15 protein-coding genes are annotated in these 16,164 nt (G+C 67.2%); 8 read left to right on the top strand and 7 right to left on the bottom strand.

The window, feature by feature from the left end; genetic code table 11:
- The first annotated feature begins 41 nt into the window (after positions 1–41).
- The 7 genes from K5607_RS01195 to waaF all read left to right on the top strand — a co-directional run bounded on the left by K5607_RS01195 (position 42) and on the right by waaF (position 7,911).
- The gene (locus K5607_RS01195) at positions 42–1,568 is read left to right on the top strand and encodes a hypothetical protein (RefSeq protein ID WP_221047975.1); all 1,527 of its coding nucleotides are present in this window, start codon (positions 42–44) and stop codon (positions 1,566–1,568) included.
- A gap of 147 nt (positions 1,569–1,715) precedes the next feature.
- Positions 1,716–2,498 (top strand): sulfite exporter TauE/SafE family protein, encoded by a 783-nt coding sequence (locus K5607_RS01190; RefSeq protein ID WP_054774392.1) that lies wholly within the window; start codon positions 1,716–1,718, stop codon positions 2,496–2,498.
- Between the two features lie 93 nt (positions 2,499–2,591).
- Positions 2,592–5,444 (top strand): bifunctional [glutamate--ammonia ligase]-adenylyl-L-tyrosine phosphorylase/[glutamate--ammonia-ligase] adenylyltransferase, encoded by a 2,853-nt coding sequence (glnE, locus tag K5607_RS01185; protein WP_221047974.1) that lies wholly within the window; start codon positions 2,592–2,594, stop codon positions 5,442–5,444.
- 48 nt (positions 5,445–5,492) lie between these two features.
- Positions 5,493–6,413: a branched-chain amino acid transaminase gene (locus tag K5607_RS01180; RefSeq protein WP_221047973.1), complete on the top strand. Its 921-nt coding sequence runs from the start codon at positions 5,493–5,495 to the stop codon at positions 6,411–6,413.
- Positions 6,414–6,444: 31 nt separating this feature from the next.
- Positions 6,445–6,633: a type II toxin-antitoxin system HicA family toxin gene (locus K5607_RS01175; protein ID WP_054774492.1), complete on the top strand. Its 189-nt coding sequence runs from the start codon at positions 6,445–6,447 to the stop codon at positions 6,631–6,633.
- 10 nt (positions 6,634–6,643) lie between these two features.
- A complete protein-coding gene (locus tag K5607_RS01170; protein ID WP_054774491.1) occupies positions 6,644–6,856 on the top strand; it encodes a type II toxin-antitoxin system HicB family antitoxin in 213 nt (70 codons plus the stop codon).
- 17 nt (positions 6,857–6,873) lie between these two features.
- Complete coding sequence (gene waaF, locus K5607_RS01165; RefSeq protein ID WP_221047972.1) at positions 6,874–7,911, top strand: lipopolysaccharide heptosyltransferase II; 1,038 nt, start codon at positions 6,874–6,876, stop codon at positions 7,909–7,911.
- A 10-nt stretch (positions 7,912–7,921) separates the two neighbouring features.
- On the opposite strand, the gene K5607_RS18160 is transcribed toward waaF, so the two are convergent.
- From K5607_RS18160 to K5607_RS01130, 7 genes are read right to left on the bottom strand one after another with little or no spacing between them, the layout of a single operon-like run.
- Positions 7,922–9,094: a fused response regulator/phosphatase gene (locus K5607_RS18160; protein ID WP_221047971.1), complete on the bottom strand. Its 1,173-nt coding sequence runs from the start codon at positions 9,092–9,094 to the stop codon at positions 7,922–7,924.
- Between the two features lie 2 nt (positions 9,095–9,096).
- Positions 9,097–10,146, bottom strand: coding sequence for a chemotaxis-specific protein-glutamate methyltransferase CheB (cheB, locus tag K5607_RS01155; RefSeq protein WP_221047970.1), 1,050 nt, complete (start codon positions 10,144–10,146; stop codon positions 9,097–9,099).
- Positions 10,143–12,431 (bottom strand): hybrid sensor histidine kinase/response regulator, encoded by a 2,289-nt coding sequence (locus tag K5607_RS01150; protein WP_246598925.1) that lies wholly within the window; start codon positions 12,429–12,431, stop codon positions 10,143–10,145. Before K5607_RS01150 ends, cheB begins: the two co-directional genes overlap by 4 nt.
- On the bottom strand, positions 12,428–13,102 hold the full coding sequence (locus K5607_RS01145) for a chemotaxis protein CheW (protein WP_221047968.1): 675 nt from the start codon (positions 13,100–13,102) through the stop codon (positions 12,428–12,430). Before K5607_RS01145 ends, K5607_RS01150 begins: the two co-directional genes overlap by 4 nt.
- The gene (locus K5607_RS01140; RefSeq protein WP_221047967.1) at positions 13,102–14,376 is read right to left on the bottom strand and encodes a CheR family methyltransferase; all 1,275 of its coding nucleotides are present in this window, start codon (positions 14,374–14,376) and stop codon (positions 13,102–13,104) included. Before K5607_RS01140 ends, K5607_RS01145 begins: the two co-directional genes overlap by 1 nt.
- On the bottom strand, positions 14,373–14,825 hold the full coding sequence (locus tag K5607_RS01135; RefSeq protein WP_221047966.1) for a chemotaxis protein CheW: 453 nt from the start codon (positions 14,823–14,825) through the stop codon (positions 14,373–14,375). The genes K5607_RS01140 and K5607_RS01135 overlap by 4 nt, the downstream gene beginning before the upstream one ends.
- A gap of 6 nt (positions 14,826–14,831) precedes the next feature.
- Positions 14,832–15,317, bottom strand: coding sequence for an ATP-binding protein (locus K5607_RS01130; RefSeq protein WP_082411765.1), 486 nt, complete (start codon positions 15,315–15,317; stop codon positions 14,832–14,834).
- Between the two features lie 131 nt (positions 15,318–15,448).
- Between K5607_RS01130 and K5607_RS01125 the strand changes: the two genes are divergently transcribed.
- Positions 15,449–16,156, top strand: coding sequence for a carbonic anhydrase (locus K5607_RS01125; protein ID WP_054774694.1), 708 nt, complete (start codon positions 15,449–15,451; stop codon positions 16,154–16,156).
- Positions 16,157–16,164 lie beyond the last annotated feature (8 nt).

Here is a 16,164-nt window from a genome sequence, read left to right as displayed (position 1 = left end):
CCGCCGGCCACAACATCGCGCCAACCAAATACAATCGCCCCATGCCACGCCCTCTCCCACCTACCGAGACAACCGTTGCCGCGACGACGTGGCGGAACTGGCTGTGCTTCGCCTTCATCGCCAGCTTGGCCCTGTCCGTCTACAAGGTGTACCGGCCCAGCACCATCAACAACGATGGCCTGCTGTACCTCAGCACCGCGCAAACGTTCATAGAGCAGGGCTTCAAGGCGGCTTTCGCCCAGTTCAACTGGCCGGCGTTCCCCATGCTGATCGGCTTGACGCACCAGGCTTTCGGCATCAGTTACGAACACGCCGCCTACGGCATCAACGCCCTGTTGCTGGCGCTGCTGAGCGTCGGTTTCATGCTGCTGTACCGGGAAGTCACCGCCGGCCAAGGCCGACCGTGGGTGGCCGCGGCGGTGATTCTGGCATCGCCGCAGCTTACCGACTACCGCAGCTTCATCGTCCGCGACATCGGCTATTGGGCGCTGGGATTATGGGCGGTGCTGTGCTTCACGCGCTACTGCCGCCGGCACCGCTGGAGCGACGCGCTGGCTTGGCAGGCCTGCATCGCCGCAGCCATCGCCTTCCGCATCGAAGGCGCCGCTCTCGCCGCCTTGCTGCCGATTTATTGCCTGCTGCAGGGCGAACGGCGCGGCACAGCCTGGCTCAAGGCCAACAGCCTGTTTCTCCTGGGGGCGGCGATTCTGGCGGCCCTGCTGGCGACCGGCGCCATGCCCGCGCCCACCAATGCCCGTCTGGAACAGTTGCAGCACTTTTTGTCGCTGCCGCGCATCAGCGCCGAATTCGCCGCCAAAGCGGAAGTCATTGCCCGCCACGCCCAGACGTTTTACGCGCCGCAGGACATAGGGCCGCTGTTGGCCGGCGGCGTATTCAGCCTGCTGCTGTACAAAATCGCCTCCTGCCTGGGGTTGGCCTACGCTTCGCTGTTGTTATGGGCGTTATGGCGCGAACGCGTCCAACTGTTCCGGCAACCGGCGGTGATTTGGTACGCCGCCGCGATCACCGCCATTCCGCTGCTGGCGTTCGCCGTAAGCGACCTGTTTATATCCGGCCGCTACATGGGGCTGCTCGTTGTGCTGCTGAGCCTGCCGGCGGCCCAGTCGGCGGAGTTCCTGCTGTTCGGCAACGGGCCGGTTCTGCTCCGCCCGCGCTGGGCCGCGGTCCTGGCGCTGGTGTTGGCCGTCATGTTGCTGGACGCGTTCATCAAGACCGGCCCCACCAAGCGTTACCTGCGAAAAGCCGGCGATTGGGCCCGCGACCACTTGCCCGCCACGATCAGCCTATGCAGCGACGATCCGTCCGTGCCTTACTATGCGGGCCACGGCCGTCCCGCCGGCGGCTGCTCCGCCTTGGAATCGCTGGAGCGGAACGAGGCGGGGCAATACGGCGCATTCATGGTCAAAATAGGCCGCAAAGACCAGGAAAAGCGCGACCGCCTGCAAGCCTTGCTGGACCGCCGCGGCGACTGGGCTATCGCGGCAAAGTTCTCCAACCAAGTGGGAGACGCGGTTTATATCGTCATGCCCGCCCCGCCCCGGCCCTGACCCGATTTATTCCATATGGGAATATCTTTAAAGCCTTTTATGCTTAAGCATAAAGACACAAGCTGCTAATCTTCTCAGCCGATTCCGAAGCGCGCTGTTCACCAAAGGCTACGCATTCGGCCGTTCCCTCCTGATTAAGCAGACACCATGGATACCGCATATATTGCGTCCGGCCTCGCGGTCGGTTTTCTCGTCGGCCTCACCGGCGTCGGCGGCGGCTCGCTGATGACCCCGTTGCTGGTATTTCTGTTCGGCTTCGCCCCCACCACCGCCGTGGGCACGGATTTGCTGTTCGCCGCCATCACCAAGACCGGCGGCACCTGGGTGCACCACAAAAACCACCGCTCGGTGGAATGGAAAGTGGTGGGTTTGCTGGGGGCCGGCAGCATCCCGGCAGCCGTCGCCGTCATTTACTTGCTGGAAAAATTCGGCGCGCAAAAGCAGATCGCCGCGCTGCTGACCCACACCCTGGGCGTGGCGCTGATCCTCACCGCCGTGGCTTTGCTGTTCCGCAACCGGCTCGTCAAGGCCAGCCTGGAAATCGACTCCCACGACAGCACAGGCCGCTTTGCCCACTGGACAGCGCCGGCCACCGTCTTCACCGGCCTGGTGCTGGGGGTGCTGGTGACGCTGTCCTCGGTGGGAGCCGGCGCGCTGGGCACGGTGGCCCTGCTGTTCCTCTATCCGCGCCTGCCCACGGTGAAAATCGTCGGCACCGACCTGGCCCACGCCATTCCCCTCACCGCCGTGGCCGGCGTGGGCCATTGGCATATGGGCAACGTCGACTTCCAACTGCTGGGCAGCCTGCTGTGCGGCTCCCTGCCGGGCATTTACCTGGGCAGCAAACTCAGCGCCCGCGTTCCCGAATACGTGCTGCGGCCTATCCTGGCATCGCTGCTGCTGCTGATCGGTATCAAATTCGTTTTATAGCCCCCCGGCGGGCGGCGCGCGGCGCTTGTTCGGCGAAAGCCGCCGCCGCGCCTATAATTTGGCACTTTCCCGCCAAAGCCGACGCCATCCGCCATGCCGCAACTCCCGCCGCCCCTCTCAGAAAAAGTCGCCCGCCTGCTGGCCGACTTCCGCGAACGCGCCGACGCAACCAAGCTGCCCCTGCTGGACGCCCCAACCCTGGCCGAATCCCTGCCCCGCGTCTGGGCGGTGAGCGGCTTCGTCGCGGAAAGCTGCTTGCGCGACCCGGCGCTGCTGTTCGGCCTACTGGAGTCGGACGACTTGCTGGCCGACTCCGGCGCCGCCTATTACGGCCAGCGCCTGGCGGAAAGCCTGCCGGCCGTGGAAGACGAAACCGAGCTGCACCGTGTGCTGCGCCGCTTCCGCCGCCGGGAGATGGTGCGCATCGCCTGGCGCGACCTGGCCGGCTGGGCCGAGCTGGACGAAACCCTGGCGGACTTGTCCATGCTGGCCGAATGCTGCTTGCGCGCGGCGCTGGAATTCCTCTACGGCGCCGCCTGCACCCGCTGGGGCACGCCCACCGACAACCGCGGCCGGCCGCAAAACCTGGTGGTGCTGGGCATGGGCAAGCTGGGCGGCGGCGAGCTGAATTTTTCCTCCGACATCGACCTGATTTTTGCCTACCCCGAAGCCGGCGAGCTGCCGGACAAACGCGGCACCAGCTATCAGGAATTCTTCACCAAGCTGGCGCAAAGCCTGGTGAAGGCCCTGGACACGAACACCGAGGACGGCTTCGTGTTCCGCGTCGATACCCGGTTAAGGCCGTTCGGCGACAGCGGCCCGCTGGTGATGAATTTCGACGCCATGGAGGCTTATTACCAGGGCCAGGCGCGGGAATGGGAGCGCTACGCCATGATTAAGGCGCGGCCGGTGGCGGGCGACCTGGACGCCGGCGCCGAACTGGAGGCCATGCTCAAGCCCTTCATTTACCGGCGCTACCTGGATTACCGCGCGTTCGGCGAGCTGCGCGAGCTGAAGGCGAAGATCGCCCAGGAATTGCTGCGCAAGGACCGCACCGACAGCGTCAAGCTGGGCAAGGGCGGCATCCGCGAAATCGAGTTCATCGGCCAGGCCTTCCAGCTGCTGCGCGGCGGACGGGACAAAGCCTTGCAGGACCGCCGCATCCGCGTGGTGCTGGACGCCCTGGCGGAACGGGAATACCTGCCGGCGGAGGAAATCGCCAAGCTGCAAGCGGCCTACCGCTACCTGCGCCTGACGGAAAACCACATCCAGCAGTTGGCCGACCAGCAAACCCACGACCTGCCCAAGGACGACGAATCGCGCCTGCGCGTGGCTTACTCCATGGGCCACAGCGACTGGAACAGCTTCAAGACGGAACTCGACGAAATATTCGAGCAAGTGCACGCCTTGTTCGAACAAGTCATCGCCCCGGCGCGGGACGAGTCCGGCCAGGGCGAAGCGCGCCAAGTGTGGAGCGGCGGCGGCGACGAGGAAAGCAAAGCCGCCCTCCTGGCGGGCTTGGGCTATCCCGCGCCCCAGGAAGTCCTGGCGCTGCTGGCGGCTTTCCGCTCCGGCAGCGCGGTGGCGCGGCTCACCGCCCGCGGCGTGGCGGAACTGGACCGGCTCATGCCGCCCTTACTGCAAACGGTGGCCTCGGCGCGGGCGCCGGAAACCACGCTCAAACGCATTCTCGGCCTGCTGGAAGCGGTCGCCAAGCGCAACGTCTATTACACCCTGCTGGCGGACAATGCCGCGGTGCTGGCCCAGCTGGTGAAACTGACCGACGCCAGCCCCTGGATCGCCGCCTTGCTGGCCCAGCACCCCATCCTGCTGGACAGCCTGCTGGACGCGCGCCAGCTTTACGCGCCGCAAAAAAAAGGCGATTTGCGCAAAGAACTGGCGCGGCAACTGGCGTCGGTGGACGCCGACGACCCGGAAGACTGGATGAACCGCCTGCGCCAGTTCAAGCAGGCCCAGGTGCTGCGAGTCGCGGCGGCCGACATCATGGAGGCCATCCCGCTGATGGTGGTGAGCGACTACCTCACCGACATCGCCGAGGTGCTCATCGAGGCAGCGTTGCAAGACGCTTGGCGCCATACCGTCGCCAAGCACGGCGTGCCGCCGGGCTGCCGGCCCGAAGCGGTGGAAGGCTTCGCGGTGATCGCCTACGGCAAGCTGGGCGGCATCGAGCTAAGCTACAGCTCGGACCTGGATCTCGTGTTCCTGTTCGACGCCGAGCGGCCCGAAGCCGCCACCGACGGCCCGCGCCCGGTGACGGTGAACCAGTTCTACGCCCGCATCGTGCAGCGCATGATCCACATCCTCACCGCCAATATGCTGGCCGGCGTGCTGTACGAAGTGGACATGCGGCTGCGCCCTTCCGGCAACTCGGGCCTGTTGGTGACCAGCCTGACGGCCTTCGAGGCCTACCAGCGAGACAGCGCCTGGACCTGGGAACAACAGGCGCTGGTGCGGGCCCGCTGCGTGGCCGGCGACGCGGCGCTGGGTGAAAAATACCGGGCGGCGCGGGCCAAATCCTTGAGCCGCGAGCGCGACCGGGCGGCGTTGCAAAAAGAAGTGCGGGAAATGCGCGAAAAAATGCGCGACAACCTGGACAGCAAGGACCCGGCCGTGTTCGACCTGAAGCAGGGCTTCGGCGGTATTGCCGACATAGAGTTTATTGTACAATTCGGCACTCTCGCCCACGCCGCGCAACACCCCGCCCTGTTGGAATGGACCGACAACGTGCGTTTGTTGGAACGGCTGAGCGACGCCGGTTTCCTGTCGCGGGACGAGGCCGAATTCTTGAAACAGGCGTATGTCGGCTTCCGCGCCCAGGTTCATCGCGCGGCCCTGCAGGAGCAGGAGGCCAGGATTCCGGCCGCAGCGGCCGCCGAAACCAGAGCCCGCGTGCAAGCCATCTGGCGCAAGCTGATGGAAAGCTGATTACGCACATTATTCCCATCAATCACACTATTTCCGGGAGAACGCATCATGCTGATGGAGGACAGAGACGGGTACATTTGGCTGGACGGCGAATGGCTGCCGTGGCGCGACGCCAAAGTCCACGTACTGACCCACACCCTGCACTACGGCTGCGGCTTTTTCGAAGGCCTGCGCGCCTACAAGACCGAGCAGGGCGTAGCCATCTTCCGCCTGCGCGACCACACCGACCGCCTGTACCGCTCGGCCAAAGTCCTGCAAATGGAAATTCCCTACGACAAGGACACCCTGAACCAGGTGCAGCGCGAAGCCGTCTCCCGCAACGAACTGGAAGGCGCCTACATCCGCCCCATGTGCTTCCTCGGTTCGGAAGGCATGGGCCTGCACGCCCATAACCTGCATGTGCACGTGATGGTCGCCGCCTGGCGCTGGGGCACGTATCTGGGCCAGGAAGCCATGCACAAGGGCATCCGCGTGCACACCTCTTCCTACACCCGCAATCATGTCAACAGCCTGATGCTGAAGGCCAAGGCCAACGGCAACTACCTGAACTCCATCCTGGCCGTGCGGGAAGCCGCCGCCAACGGCTACGACGAAGCCCTGATGCTGGATCACGAAGGCTATGTGGCGGAAGGCAGCGCGGAAAACTTCTTCCTGGTGCGCAACGGCAAGATCTACACGCCGGACCTAACCTCGGCGCTGGAAGGCATCACCCGCGAAACCGTCATCACCATCGCCCGCGAACAGGGCCTGGAAGTGATCGAAAAGCGCATCACCCGCGACGAAGTGTACGTGGCTGACGAGGCCTTCTTCACCGGCACCGCGGCGGAAGTGACCCCCATCGCCGAACTGGACCGCCGCACCATCGGCAACGGCGAGCGCGGCCCCATCACCGCCAAGCTGCAATCGCTGTACTTCGACTATGTGCACGGCCGCCGCAACGACAAACCGGAGTGGTTGGATCACGTTTGAACTGAACCATCGCGAAAGGGGCAAGGATGCCATGAAGGTCAAAGAATTGATTGCCTGGATCGAGTCGGACGGTTGGACACAAGTTCGCCAAAAAGGCAGCCATCGGCAGTACCACCATCCGGCCAAGTCGGGAACGGTGACCGTATCGGGCAAGCCCAGTGTCGATGTGCCGCCGGACACACTGAACAGTGTGTTGAAACAGGCCGGTTTAAAGCCGTGAAGGAGATGCCATGCGCTATCTAGTTGTGCTTGAGGAAGGCCCGGCCAGTTTCGGCGCCTACGTGCCGGACCTGCCTGGCTGCGTCGCCGCAGGCGAATCGCGGGAGGAAGTATTGGCGCTGATCCGAGAAGCCATCGAATTCCACATCGAAGGCCTCAAAGAAGAGGGCCGCATGCTGCCTCAGCCTCATTCGTCCAGCGCATTCGTCGAAATCGCGGCCTGAAGCTCGATATTGCAACAATGCCTCCCGCCCCCCGCATCCTCATCGTCGGCCCCTCCTGGGTCGGCGACATGGTGATGGCGCAAAGCTTATTTCTAGCCCTCAAGCAGCGCCATCCCCACTGCGCCATCGACGTACTGGCGCCCGCCTGGACCTTGCCGCTGCTGCAGCGCATGCCGGAAGTGGCGCGGGGCGTCGCCATGCCCCTGGGCCACGGCCAATTCGGCTTCGGCGCGCGCCGCCAGCTGGGCTTGGAGCTGCGCGGCCGCTACGACTGGGCCATCGTGCTGCCCAACTCGTGGAAATCGGCGCTGACGCCGTTTTTCGCCAAAATCCCCAAGCGCACCGGCTATGTGGGCGAACTGCGCTACGGCTTGCTCAACGACGCCCGCAAGCTGGACAAAGCCAAGCTGCCCAAGACCGTGCAGCGCTTCGTGGCGCTGGGCTTGGAACCCGACGCGGCGCTGCCGCCGGAATGCCCGGTGCCGCGCTTGCGCGTGCCGGCCGAGGGCGTGGCGGCAGTGCGGGCCAAATTCAACGTCCCTCTCCCTGGGGGAGAGGGGACTGAAAAGGTATTGGCGCTTTGCCCCGGCGCCGAATACGGCCCGGCCAAGCGCTGGCCGGCGGCTTATTTCGCCAAGCTGGCGCGGAACAAGATGGCGCAGGGTTGGAGCGTGTGGCTGTTCGGCTCCGGCAAGGACCAGGCCGTGGCGGAAGAAATCGCCGCCGCCGCGCCCGGCTGCGTCGGCTTCGCCGGCCGCACCGACCTGGCCGAGGCGGTGGACCTGCTGTCCCTGGCCGACGCCGCGGTGAGCAACGATTCCGGCCTGATGCACGTGGCCGCCGCCCTGGAAAAGCCCTTGGTGGCGATCTACGGCTCCTCCGATCCCGGCTTCACCCCACCCCTGAACGCGCAGGCGCGCATCGTCCGCCTCGGGCTGGAATGCTCGCCCTGCTTCAAGCGCGACTGTCCCCTGGGCCATACCCGCTGCCTGACCGACATCAGCCCGGAGCAAGTCTCGGCGCAGCTGGACGCCCTGCTGCCGCCCGCGCCCTGACGGCGTCCCGTCAGGCGATAGCCACTTCCAGCAAGGCCACGTCGTCGTCGAAATCCACCTCCGGCGGCAGCAACGCGTGCATGATCTCCACCACTTGCGGCAGAGGCCGGCCGGACTCCAGCACGGCGACGAACTCCTCCAAAGTCACCAGGCTGCCATCGGGGCGATGGATTTCGTAGATGCCGTCGCTGTAGAGATACAAGCGGGCGTCGGGCGGCACCGTCGCGCTGGCGGTTTCGAACGGCATGCCGGGCATGGCGCCGATGGGCATGGCGCGGCAGCGCAACAGGGTGGTCTGGCCGCCGGCCACCAGCACGGCGGGCGGATGGCCGGCGCTGCCGTAGGTCAAGGTGCGGCTGGGGCGGTGCAGCACGCCGTACCAGAGGGTGAAGTACAGGTTGTTGTGCTTCTCCATGGCGAAGGTTTCGTTCAGCGCCCCCATCACCGAAGCCGGATCGCGGAACTCCGCCCCCGGCAAGGCGCGCCCCAGCAGCGCGTTCATGGCGCTCACCGACAGCAGCGCCGAGCCGACGCCGTGGTTGCACACGTCCAGCAGGAACACGGCGAAATGGTCGGCGTCGATGTCGAAATAGCCGAACGCATCGCCGCCCAGGGAGCTACAAGGAAAAAACTCCCAGGCGGTGCGCAAACCGCCCGCGTCCACCGGCGGCGGCAGCAGCGAGCGCACGTAGGCGGCGGCTTCCGCCAACTCGGCGGCCAGGGCCTGCTGGCTGCGCTGCAAGGCGGCATAGGCGGCGTCGCGCTGGCGGTGGGCGATGTAGGCGGCGGAGTGGTAGCGGATGCGGGCGATCAGCTCGATGCGGTCCGGCAACTTCACCAGATAATCGTTGGCACCCAGGGCGAAAGCTTCGGCCTTGGTCTGCGCCTCTTCCTTGCTGGACAGCACGATCATGGGCACCGCCGCCGTGGCGGGGTGGGCGCGGAACTGCTTCACCAGCGTCAGGCCGTCCACCTCCGGCATCACCAAATCCTGCAAAATCAGCGTCGGCTGCAAGCCGACGGCGGTTTCCACCGCATTCAGGGCGTCGGCGCTGTAGTGGAATTCGATGTCGGCCTGGTCCTGCAACATGCGTTTCACCGCTTCGCCGATGATGCGCTGGTCGTCGATCAGCAACACCACGATGCGGTGGTCGTTGGGGAGGGGGGCGGATGGCAATGTCATGGCTAACTCGCTTGCAGAGGCGGTGAATGGATGAATCCGATGCGTTCCAGCAGCCGGCCGGCGATGGCGGACAGGGGCAGCACTTCGCTGGCGGCGCCCAGCTCGGCCGCCGCCTTGGGCATGCCCCACACCACGCTGCTGGCCTGGTCCTGGGCGATGGTGAAAAAACCGGCCCGGCGCAGCGCGGCAAGCCCCGCCGCGCCGTCCCGCCCCATGCCGGTGAGCAGCACGCCGCAGCCTTCCAGCCCGGCGCCGGCCACGCTGTGGAAAAACACGTCCACCGACGGGCGGAACGCCAGGCCTTGCGGTTCCGGCGTGTAGCGCAGCCGCAGGTTCTCGTCCAGCACCAGATGCTCGTCGCCGGTGACCAGCCACACCTGGCCGGCGCGCAAGCGCTCGCCGTCGACCAGGGGCGCCACTTTCAAGGCGGTGCGCTGCCCCAGCCAGGTGGCCAGGCCGCCGGCGAAATTGCTGTCCAAATGCTGCACCGCCACCACGGCGGCGGGAAACCCCGCCGGCAGGCCGCCCAGCAATTCCGCCAGGGCGTTGGGTCCGCCGGTGGAAGCGCCGATCACCACCACCGGCGGCGGCCGCAGCCGTTCGAGGACGGCGGCGCTGGAAACACGCGGCTCGCTCGCCGCCGGAGCGGGCTTGGCCTGGGCGGTGAGGGTTTGCAGGGTGGCGATCTTGCGCAGCAACTCGCCGCCGCCGTCCAGCTTGCCGCCCGGCCCCAGCACCGGCGTGGCGACCGCGTCGAGGGCGCCGGCCCCCAAGGCTTCGTAAACCTTGGCGAAATTGCCCCGCACGCTGGCGGTCACCACCAGGATCGGGCAAGGCGATTCGGCCATGATGCGGCGCGTGGCCTCCACCCCGTCCATCACCGGCATGATCAAGTCCATCAGCACCAGATCCGGCCGCTGCGCCGCGCAAAGGCGCACCGCCTCCAGCCCGTCGGCGGCGGTCCAGCACACGTCCAGGCCGGACTCGGCCTGCAACACGCGGCGCTGGGCCTCCACCGCCAGTTTCAAATCGTTGACGATGGCGATTTTCACGCGCTATCCGCCGCCCCGATCAAGTCCCGCACCGCCTGGATCAGGCCGGCGTCCTGGAAACTGCTTTTGGTCAGGTAATAATCCGCCCCGGCCTCCAGGCCGCGCAGCCGGTCTTCCGGGCGGTCCTTGTAGGAAACGATGACCACCGGCAGCCCTTGCAGGCGCGGGTCCTGCTTGATGCGCCGCACCAGCTCGATGCCGTTCATGCGCGGCATGTCCACGTCGCTCAGCACCAGGTCGTAGCGCTGCAATTGCAGGGCGTTCCAGCCCTCCACGCCGTCCACCGCCACGTCCACTTCATAGCCGTCGTTTTCCAGCAGCTTGCGCTCCACTTCGCGCACGGTGAGGGAATCGTCCACCACCAGCACCCGCTTGCGGCGCTGAGGCGCCTCTTCCGCCTCGTCGGGCCGCCGCGCCATGGCGCGGCCGTCGTGCAGCGCCGCCGCCGAACGCAGCAAATCGTCCACGTCCAGGATCAACAGCGGCTCGCCCTGCTCGCTCAAGGCCATGGCGCCGAGGTTTGGCACTTTGCCCAGGCGGTCGTCCAAGGGGCGCACCACCAGCTCGCACTCGCCCAGCAGGCCGTCCACCGCCAGGGCGTAACGCTGCCAGCCGCCGGCGATGAACACCAGGGTCAGCTCTTCCGCCACGGGAACCGCGGACTCCCGCCCCAACAGGGCGGCGGCCGACACCACGGCGACGTTGTCGCCGTCCCAGCGGCAGTAATGATGGCCTTCCATGCTGCGCAATTCGCTGCAAGCCAAGCGCCCGGCCCGCTCGATGCGCGCCAGGGGCAAAGCGAAGACCTCGCCGGCGATGCGCGCCAGCAACACTCGCAGCACGGAACGGGTGACCGGCAGTTGCAGTTGGAAACGGGTGCCCTTGCCCGCCGCCGAGCTGACCCGCAAAGCGCCGCCGCAGGCGTGCACCATGGTCTGCACCACGTCCAGCCCCACGCCCCGACCGGAAATGTCGCTCACCTGGTCGCGGGTGCTGAAACCGGGCAGGAACAGGAAATCGTACAACTCCTCCGGACTGAGCCGCTGCGCCAGTTCGGCCTCGGCCAAGCCCCGCTCCACCACCCGTAGGCGTAGCCGCTCCAGGTCGATGCCGCGCCCGTCGTCGCTCACGGTGACGGTCAGGCGGCCGCTGCGGTGGTGAGCCTCCAGGCGCAACAGCGCCTCGGCCGGCTTGCCGGCGGCCAAGCGCTCCTCCGGCGTTTCGATGCCGTGATCCAGGGCGTTGCGCAGCAGATGGTTAAGAGGCGCTTCCAGCCTTTCCAAAATGTCCCGGTCCACCCGCGTGGCGCGTCCGGCGATGTGCAACTGCACCTGCTTGCCCAACTGGCGCGCCAGGTCCCGCACCAGCCGGGGGAAGCCGGCCACCCCGTCGGCGAAAGGCCGCATGCGGCCGGCCAGCACGGTGCGGTACAGCCGTTCCGAGCGGTAAGTGCCGCGGCTGACGAAGTCGTCCAGCAGGCTGCTGTGCTCGTCCAGGGCGTGGCGCAATTCCAGCAGCAGCGTTTGCGCGGATTCCGCCGCCGCCGGATCGGCCGGCGGGGCTTCGGCGAGGACGCCGCTCAAGCGGCGTTGCAGGCGCTTCAGGTTCTGCACCGAGCGGGCGCAGGGCTCCAGCCGGTGGGTTTCCACCAGGGTTTCCGAGGCGTAGGCCACCAATTGGTCGAGAATGTCGGCGGTGATTTTGACCGAGCGCTCGTTGGCCGTGGGTTCTTCCGCCGGAGCGGCGATGCTCCCCTCTTCCGCCGGCGGGGAAGCGACGAGAGGGCTGGGAGCCGGTAGGGGAGAGGGTAAAGGCGACTCAAAGGCCACAGCTTTTGCATCCCCCTCACCCCGCCCCTCTCCCTGGGGGAGAGGGAGAGGCTCAGCCTCCACAGCCAACGCGCCGATGCGCCGCTCCCATTCCTGCGCCTCCGCCGCGTGCTGCTCCAGCCAGGCCAGCAATTCCCCATCGCCCACCTGGCTCATGCCCAACAGCCAATCCACCGCGCCCAGCAGCGCATCGACGCCGGCGGCGTCCAAACGCACCCGGCCGGCGCCGGCCGCCACCAGCACATCCTCCATAACGTGGGCGATCTGCACCGCCGCGTTCAAATCCAGCACCCGCGCCGCGCCTTTGATGGAGTGAGCGGCGCGCATGAGCGGTTCGATGGCCTGGGGCGTACAGCCTTGGCGCTCCAGGGACAGCAGCCCCTCCGTCAGGGCGGCGCTATGGGAAGCGACCTCCTCGCGGAACAGTTCCAGCAAAAATGCGTCGATGCCGCTCACCGCAACGCCTCCTGCAAGCGGTCCACCAGCCGTTCCACGTCCAACAGGCCGACCGGCTGGCCGCGCCATTCCAGCATGGCGGCGGTGCACACGCCGGGGGCTTTGGCCAGGTTATCCGGCGGATCCTGCAACGCGCTGCGCGGAAAGCGCACGATGCCCTGCACTTCGTCGGCGGGGAAAGTCCACAGGTGGTTGCGCGCCTGCATCACCAGCAGGCGCGGGAACGCCCGGCGGGAATCTTCGGCAGCGGATTGCCGGCGCAAATCCAGCAGGTGCTCCAAGGTGAAGCACAGCCGCAGCTCGCCGCCGTCGTTGATAAGGCCGAGGAAGTGCCGGTTGCTGCGGAACGGCACCGACCGCACCGGCACTGGCGCCAGGCTGGTGGCGAAGTGGGCGGCGGGCAGCGCCAGCCAGGCGTCGGCGATACGGAACAGCATCAGCCGCAGGGCGTCCGCGTCCAAGACGGGCTTGGGCTCCGCCAGCCGGGCGGTCCATTCCGCACGGTAATCCTCCGGCACAGGCCGATCCAGCAAGCGCCGTCCCGCCGCGTGGTAGACCGGGCAATTGCGGCAGTGGATGTGCTCGGCCAGATCCGGACAGCTGCGGTCGCCGTGGATGCCGATCCGTTTCCAGCAGGCTTCGTCGGCCAAGATCTGCGGTTCGGCGGCCATCAAGCGGCTCCCTGGCGGGCCAAGCGCTCGCGCAAGCGGGCGGCTTCGGCCTGGTTGCCCTGGCGTTCCAGCAACAAAGCCAGGTGGGCGAGGCTTTCGCCGTGGCCCGGATCCAAATAAAGCGCGCGGCGCCAATGGCCGGCGGCCTCGTCCTCTTGCCGGCGGGCGGCGCAGACCACGCCCAGCAGCGCATGCAAATCGGCGTTCAGGGGCGCGCGGGCGGCGTGCTCCAACAACAGCTGCCGGGCGTCGTCGTAAGAGCCCCGGTCGGCCAGGGCGCGGGCTTCCGCCAGCGGTTCGGCGACGGCCGCTGCCGCACGACCCGTCGCCGTTTCCACGCCGTCCTTGCGGAGGGGAGCGCCAGTATCCGGGGCCAAGGATGCCGCCGGTTTCCGCGCCAATTCAAGCCGCCTCGGCGCTTCCGCTGCACGGCGGGGCTCCTCCCGTCGGGCCGGCGGGACGCCGGCGCTGCCGCCATGCTGCCAGGCGAAAGCGTCCGCCGGACCGTGGCGGCGGAAGCCCGTGAGCTCGCGCGGCAGGGATTCCGCGTGGCCGAGAAACAGCAGGCCGCCGGGAACCAGCAATTCGGCGAAGCCGCCATAGAGGCCGCTGCGGGCGGCGGGCGTCAGGTAAATCAGCAGGTTGCGGCAGAACACCGCGTCGTAAGGCGCGTTGGCGCGCAGTAGATCGCGATCCAGGGCGTTGCCCAGACGGAACTCCACCATGGCCCGCAGCGGCTCGGCGACGTGGAAACTATCGGGCTCGCCCGGCTGGCAGTGGCCGGCCCAGTCGTCCAGGCTTTGGCCGCGCCAGCTGCGGCGGCGGTAAACGCCCCGCTTGGCGGCGTCGAGGGAACGCCGGCTCACGTCCAGCGCGTAGACCCGGGCATTGCCGCAATCCAGGCCGGCCTCCCGCATGCAGATGGCGATGGACCAGGCCTCCTCGCCGGTGGCGCAGGGCAGGCACAACACCCGCGCCGGCCGCCTAGCGCTGAATCGGCCGGACTTGGCCGCCAGGTATTCGCGCCACAGGGAAAACGCCGCGCCGTCGCGGAAAAACCAGGTTTCCGGCACCAGCAGCTCTTCCAGCAAGGCTTGCCGCTCGTCTTCGTCGGCCTGCCAATGGGCGGCGTAGAGCGCTTCGTCCACCAGGCGCAAAGCGCGCGACCGCGCGCGCACGGCGGTTCGCAGGGCGTGCGCGCCCAGGGCGGCGGCGTCCATGCCGACCTGGGTCTCCAGCCAGCGGCACAAATCGGCGTAGGGTAGCTCGCTCACGGCGCGGCGGCGCCGGCCAAGGCGCGCATTTCCGGCGTCAGCAGGGCTTGCCAGCGCACCAGACGGGTGACGCCGTCGTCATCCTCGAACAACACCGGCTCCAGCCAGCCCTCGTCCTGGCCGCCGGCCAAGGCCGGCAAAGCGACGCCGGCGGCGGCGCGGGTTTCCGTCACCCCTTCCGCCAGCAGCCCCAGCGCCGCCGCCTCGCCGTCGGCCGCCGGGCCGACCACGATGACGCGGCTGCTCATGGACGCGGCGCAAGGCTCGCCCAGGCGGGCCAGTTTGAGATCCAGCAGCGGCAGCCAGCGGCCCCGATAGCGGAACAAACCGACCACACCGGGAAACGCTTGTTCTACCGGACTCAGGCCGGGCAGCGGCGCCAGCTCCACCACCTGGGTGGCGGGCACGGCGTAACGCTGGGCGCCAAGGTGGAACAACAGCAGCAACATGGGCGGTTAAGGTTCAGCGGCCAGCCGTTTGACCAGGCGGGTTTGGTTGCGCCCGTCCCGATAGCTGTAGCAATGGGCATCCGCCAGCTTACGGATCAGATGGATGCCGAGTCCGCCGATGGGACGCTCGGTCAGCGCCAGGGACAGGTCCGGCTCCGCCGCGCTGAAGGGATCGAAGGCGTCGCCGTCGTCGCTGACCAGGATGTGCAAGGCGTCGGGCAGCAGCGCCAACTCCACGTCGACGGTGCCGGCGCGGCCGTCGGGATAGCCGTATTTGATGGTGTTGGTGACCAGTTCCTCCAGCACCAGGCTCACTTGCATGGACACGTCCGGCGGCACGCCGAACGTGTCGGCGAACTCGTCCACCGCGGCGGCCAACCGTTCGGTCTCGGCCATATCCAGGGCCAGCCGCAACCGCAGGCGAGGGCTGTCGGACGTATCGGCGGAGGCCGCGCCGGGCGAGGCTTGGTCGTCACAGTGCGCCATATGCATAGAGTCAGCCCTTCCTCGGTAAACGGCCGGTGCGATCCGGTTGTACTTCGTCACTCGCAGCAGGCACAATGACGCGGACCGGTATTGTTGACGATTTTATTGTACAGCCAAGCTCGGGAACGGATATAGCCATGTCGCAACCCTCCCCCAAGGACACCCTGCAACGCCTGCGCAAAGGCATCCAAGGCTTTCAGCAGCGTTACTACGCGGAACAGCCGGAAACCATGCGGCAGCTGGTGCAGCACGGCCAGCGCCCCGACACCCTGCTCATATCCTGCAGCGACTCGCGGGTGGACCCGGCCTTGCTCACCGACGCCAAGCCGGGCGAGCTGTTCGTGGTGCGCAACGTGGCCAACCTGGTGCCGCCCTACGCCCACGACGGACGCTACAACGGCATGGGCGCGGCCATCGAGTACGCCGTACGCGACCTCAACGTGCACAACATCATCGTGCTGGGCCACGCCCACTGCGGCGGCATCAAGGCGCTGCTCAACACGGTGGCGGGGCAAAAGCCGGCGCGGGAATTCATTTCCGACTGGGTATCCATGGCGGAGGACGCCTGCTGCCATTACGTCACCGACCACACCACCGGTCTCGATCCCGCGGCGGGCGGCATGCTCAGGGAAGTCTCGCTGGAATCCCTGCAACAGTATCCCTACCTGGTGGAACGCGCCGCCATCCAAGGGTCGCTGGACAACCTGCTCAGCTACCCCTGGCTGCAGGAACGGGTGGAAGCCGGCAACCTCAGCCTGCACGGCTGGTGGTTCGACCTGGAAACCGGCGACCTGTGGACCACCGACGACAGCGACCACCGGCAATTCCTGCCCGTGGTGGACTAACCCCTCCC

Origin of the sequence: Methylogaea oryzae (assembly GCF_019669985.1) — a bacterium.
Lineage (GTDB): Bacteria > Pseudomonadota > Gammaproteobacteria > Methylococcales > Methylococcaceae > Methylogaea > Methylogaea oryzae.
This window is presented reverse-complemented; position numbering and strand designations above follow the sequence as displayed.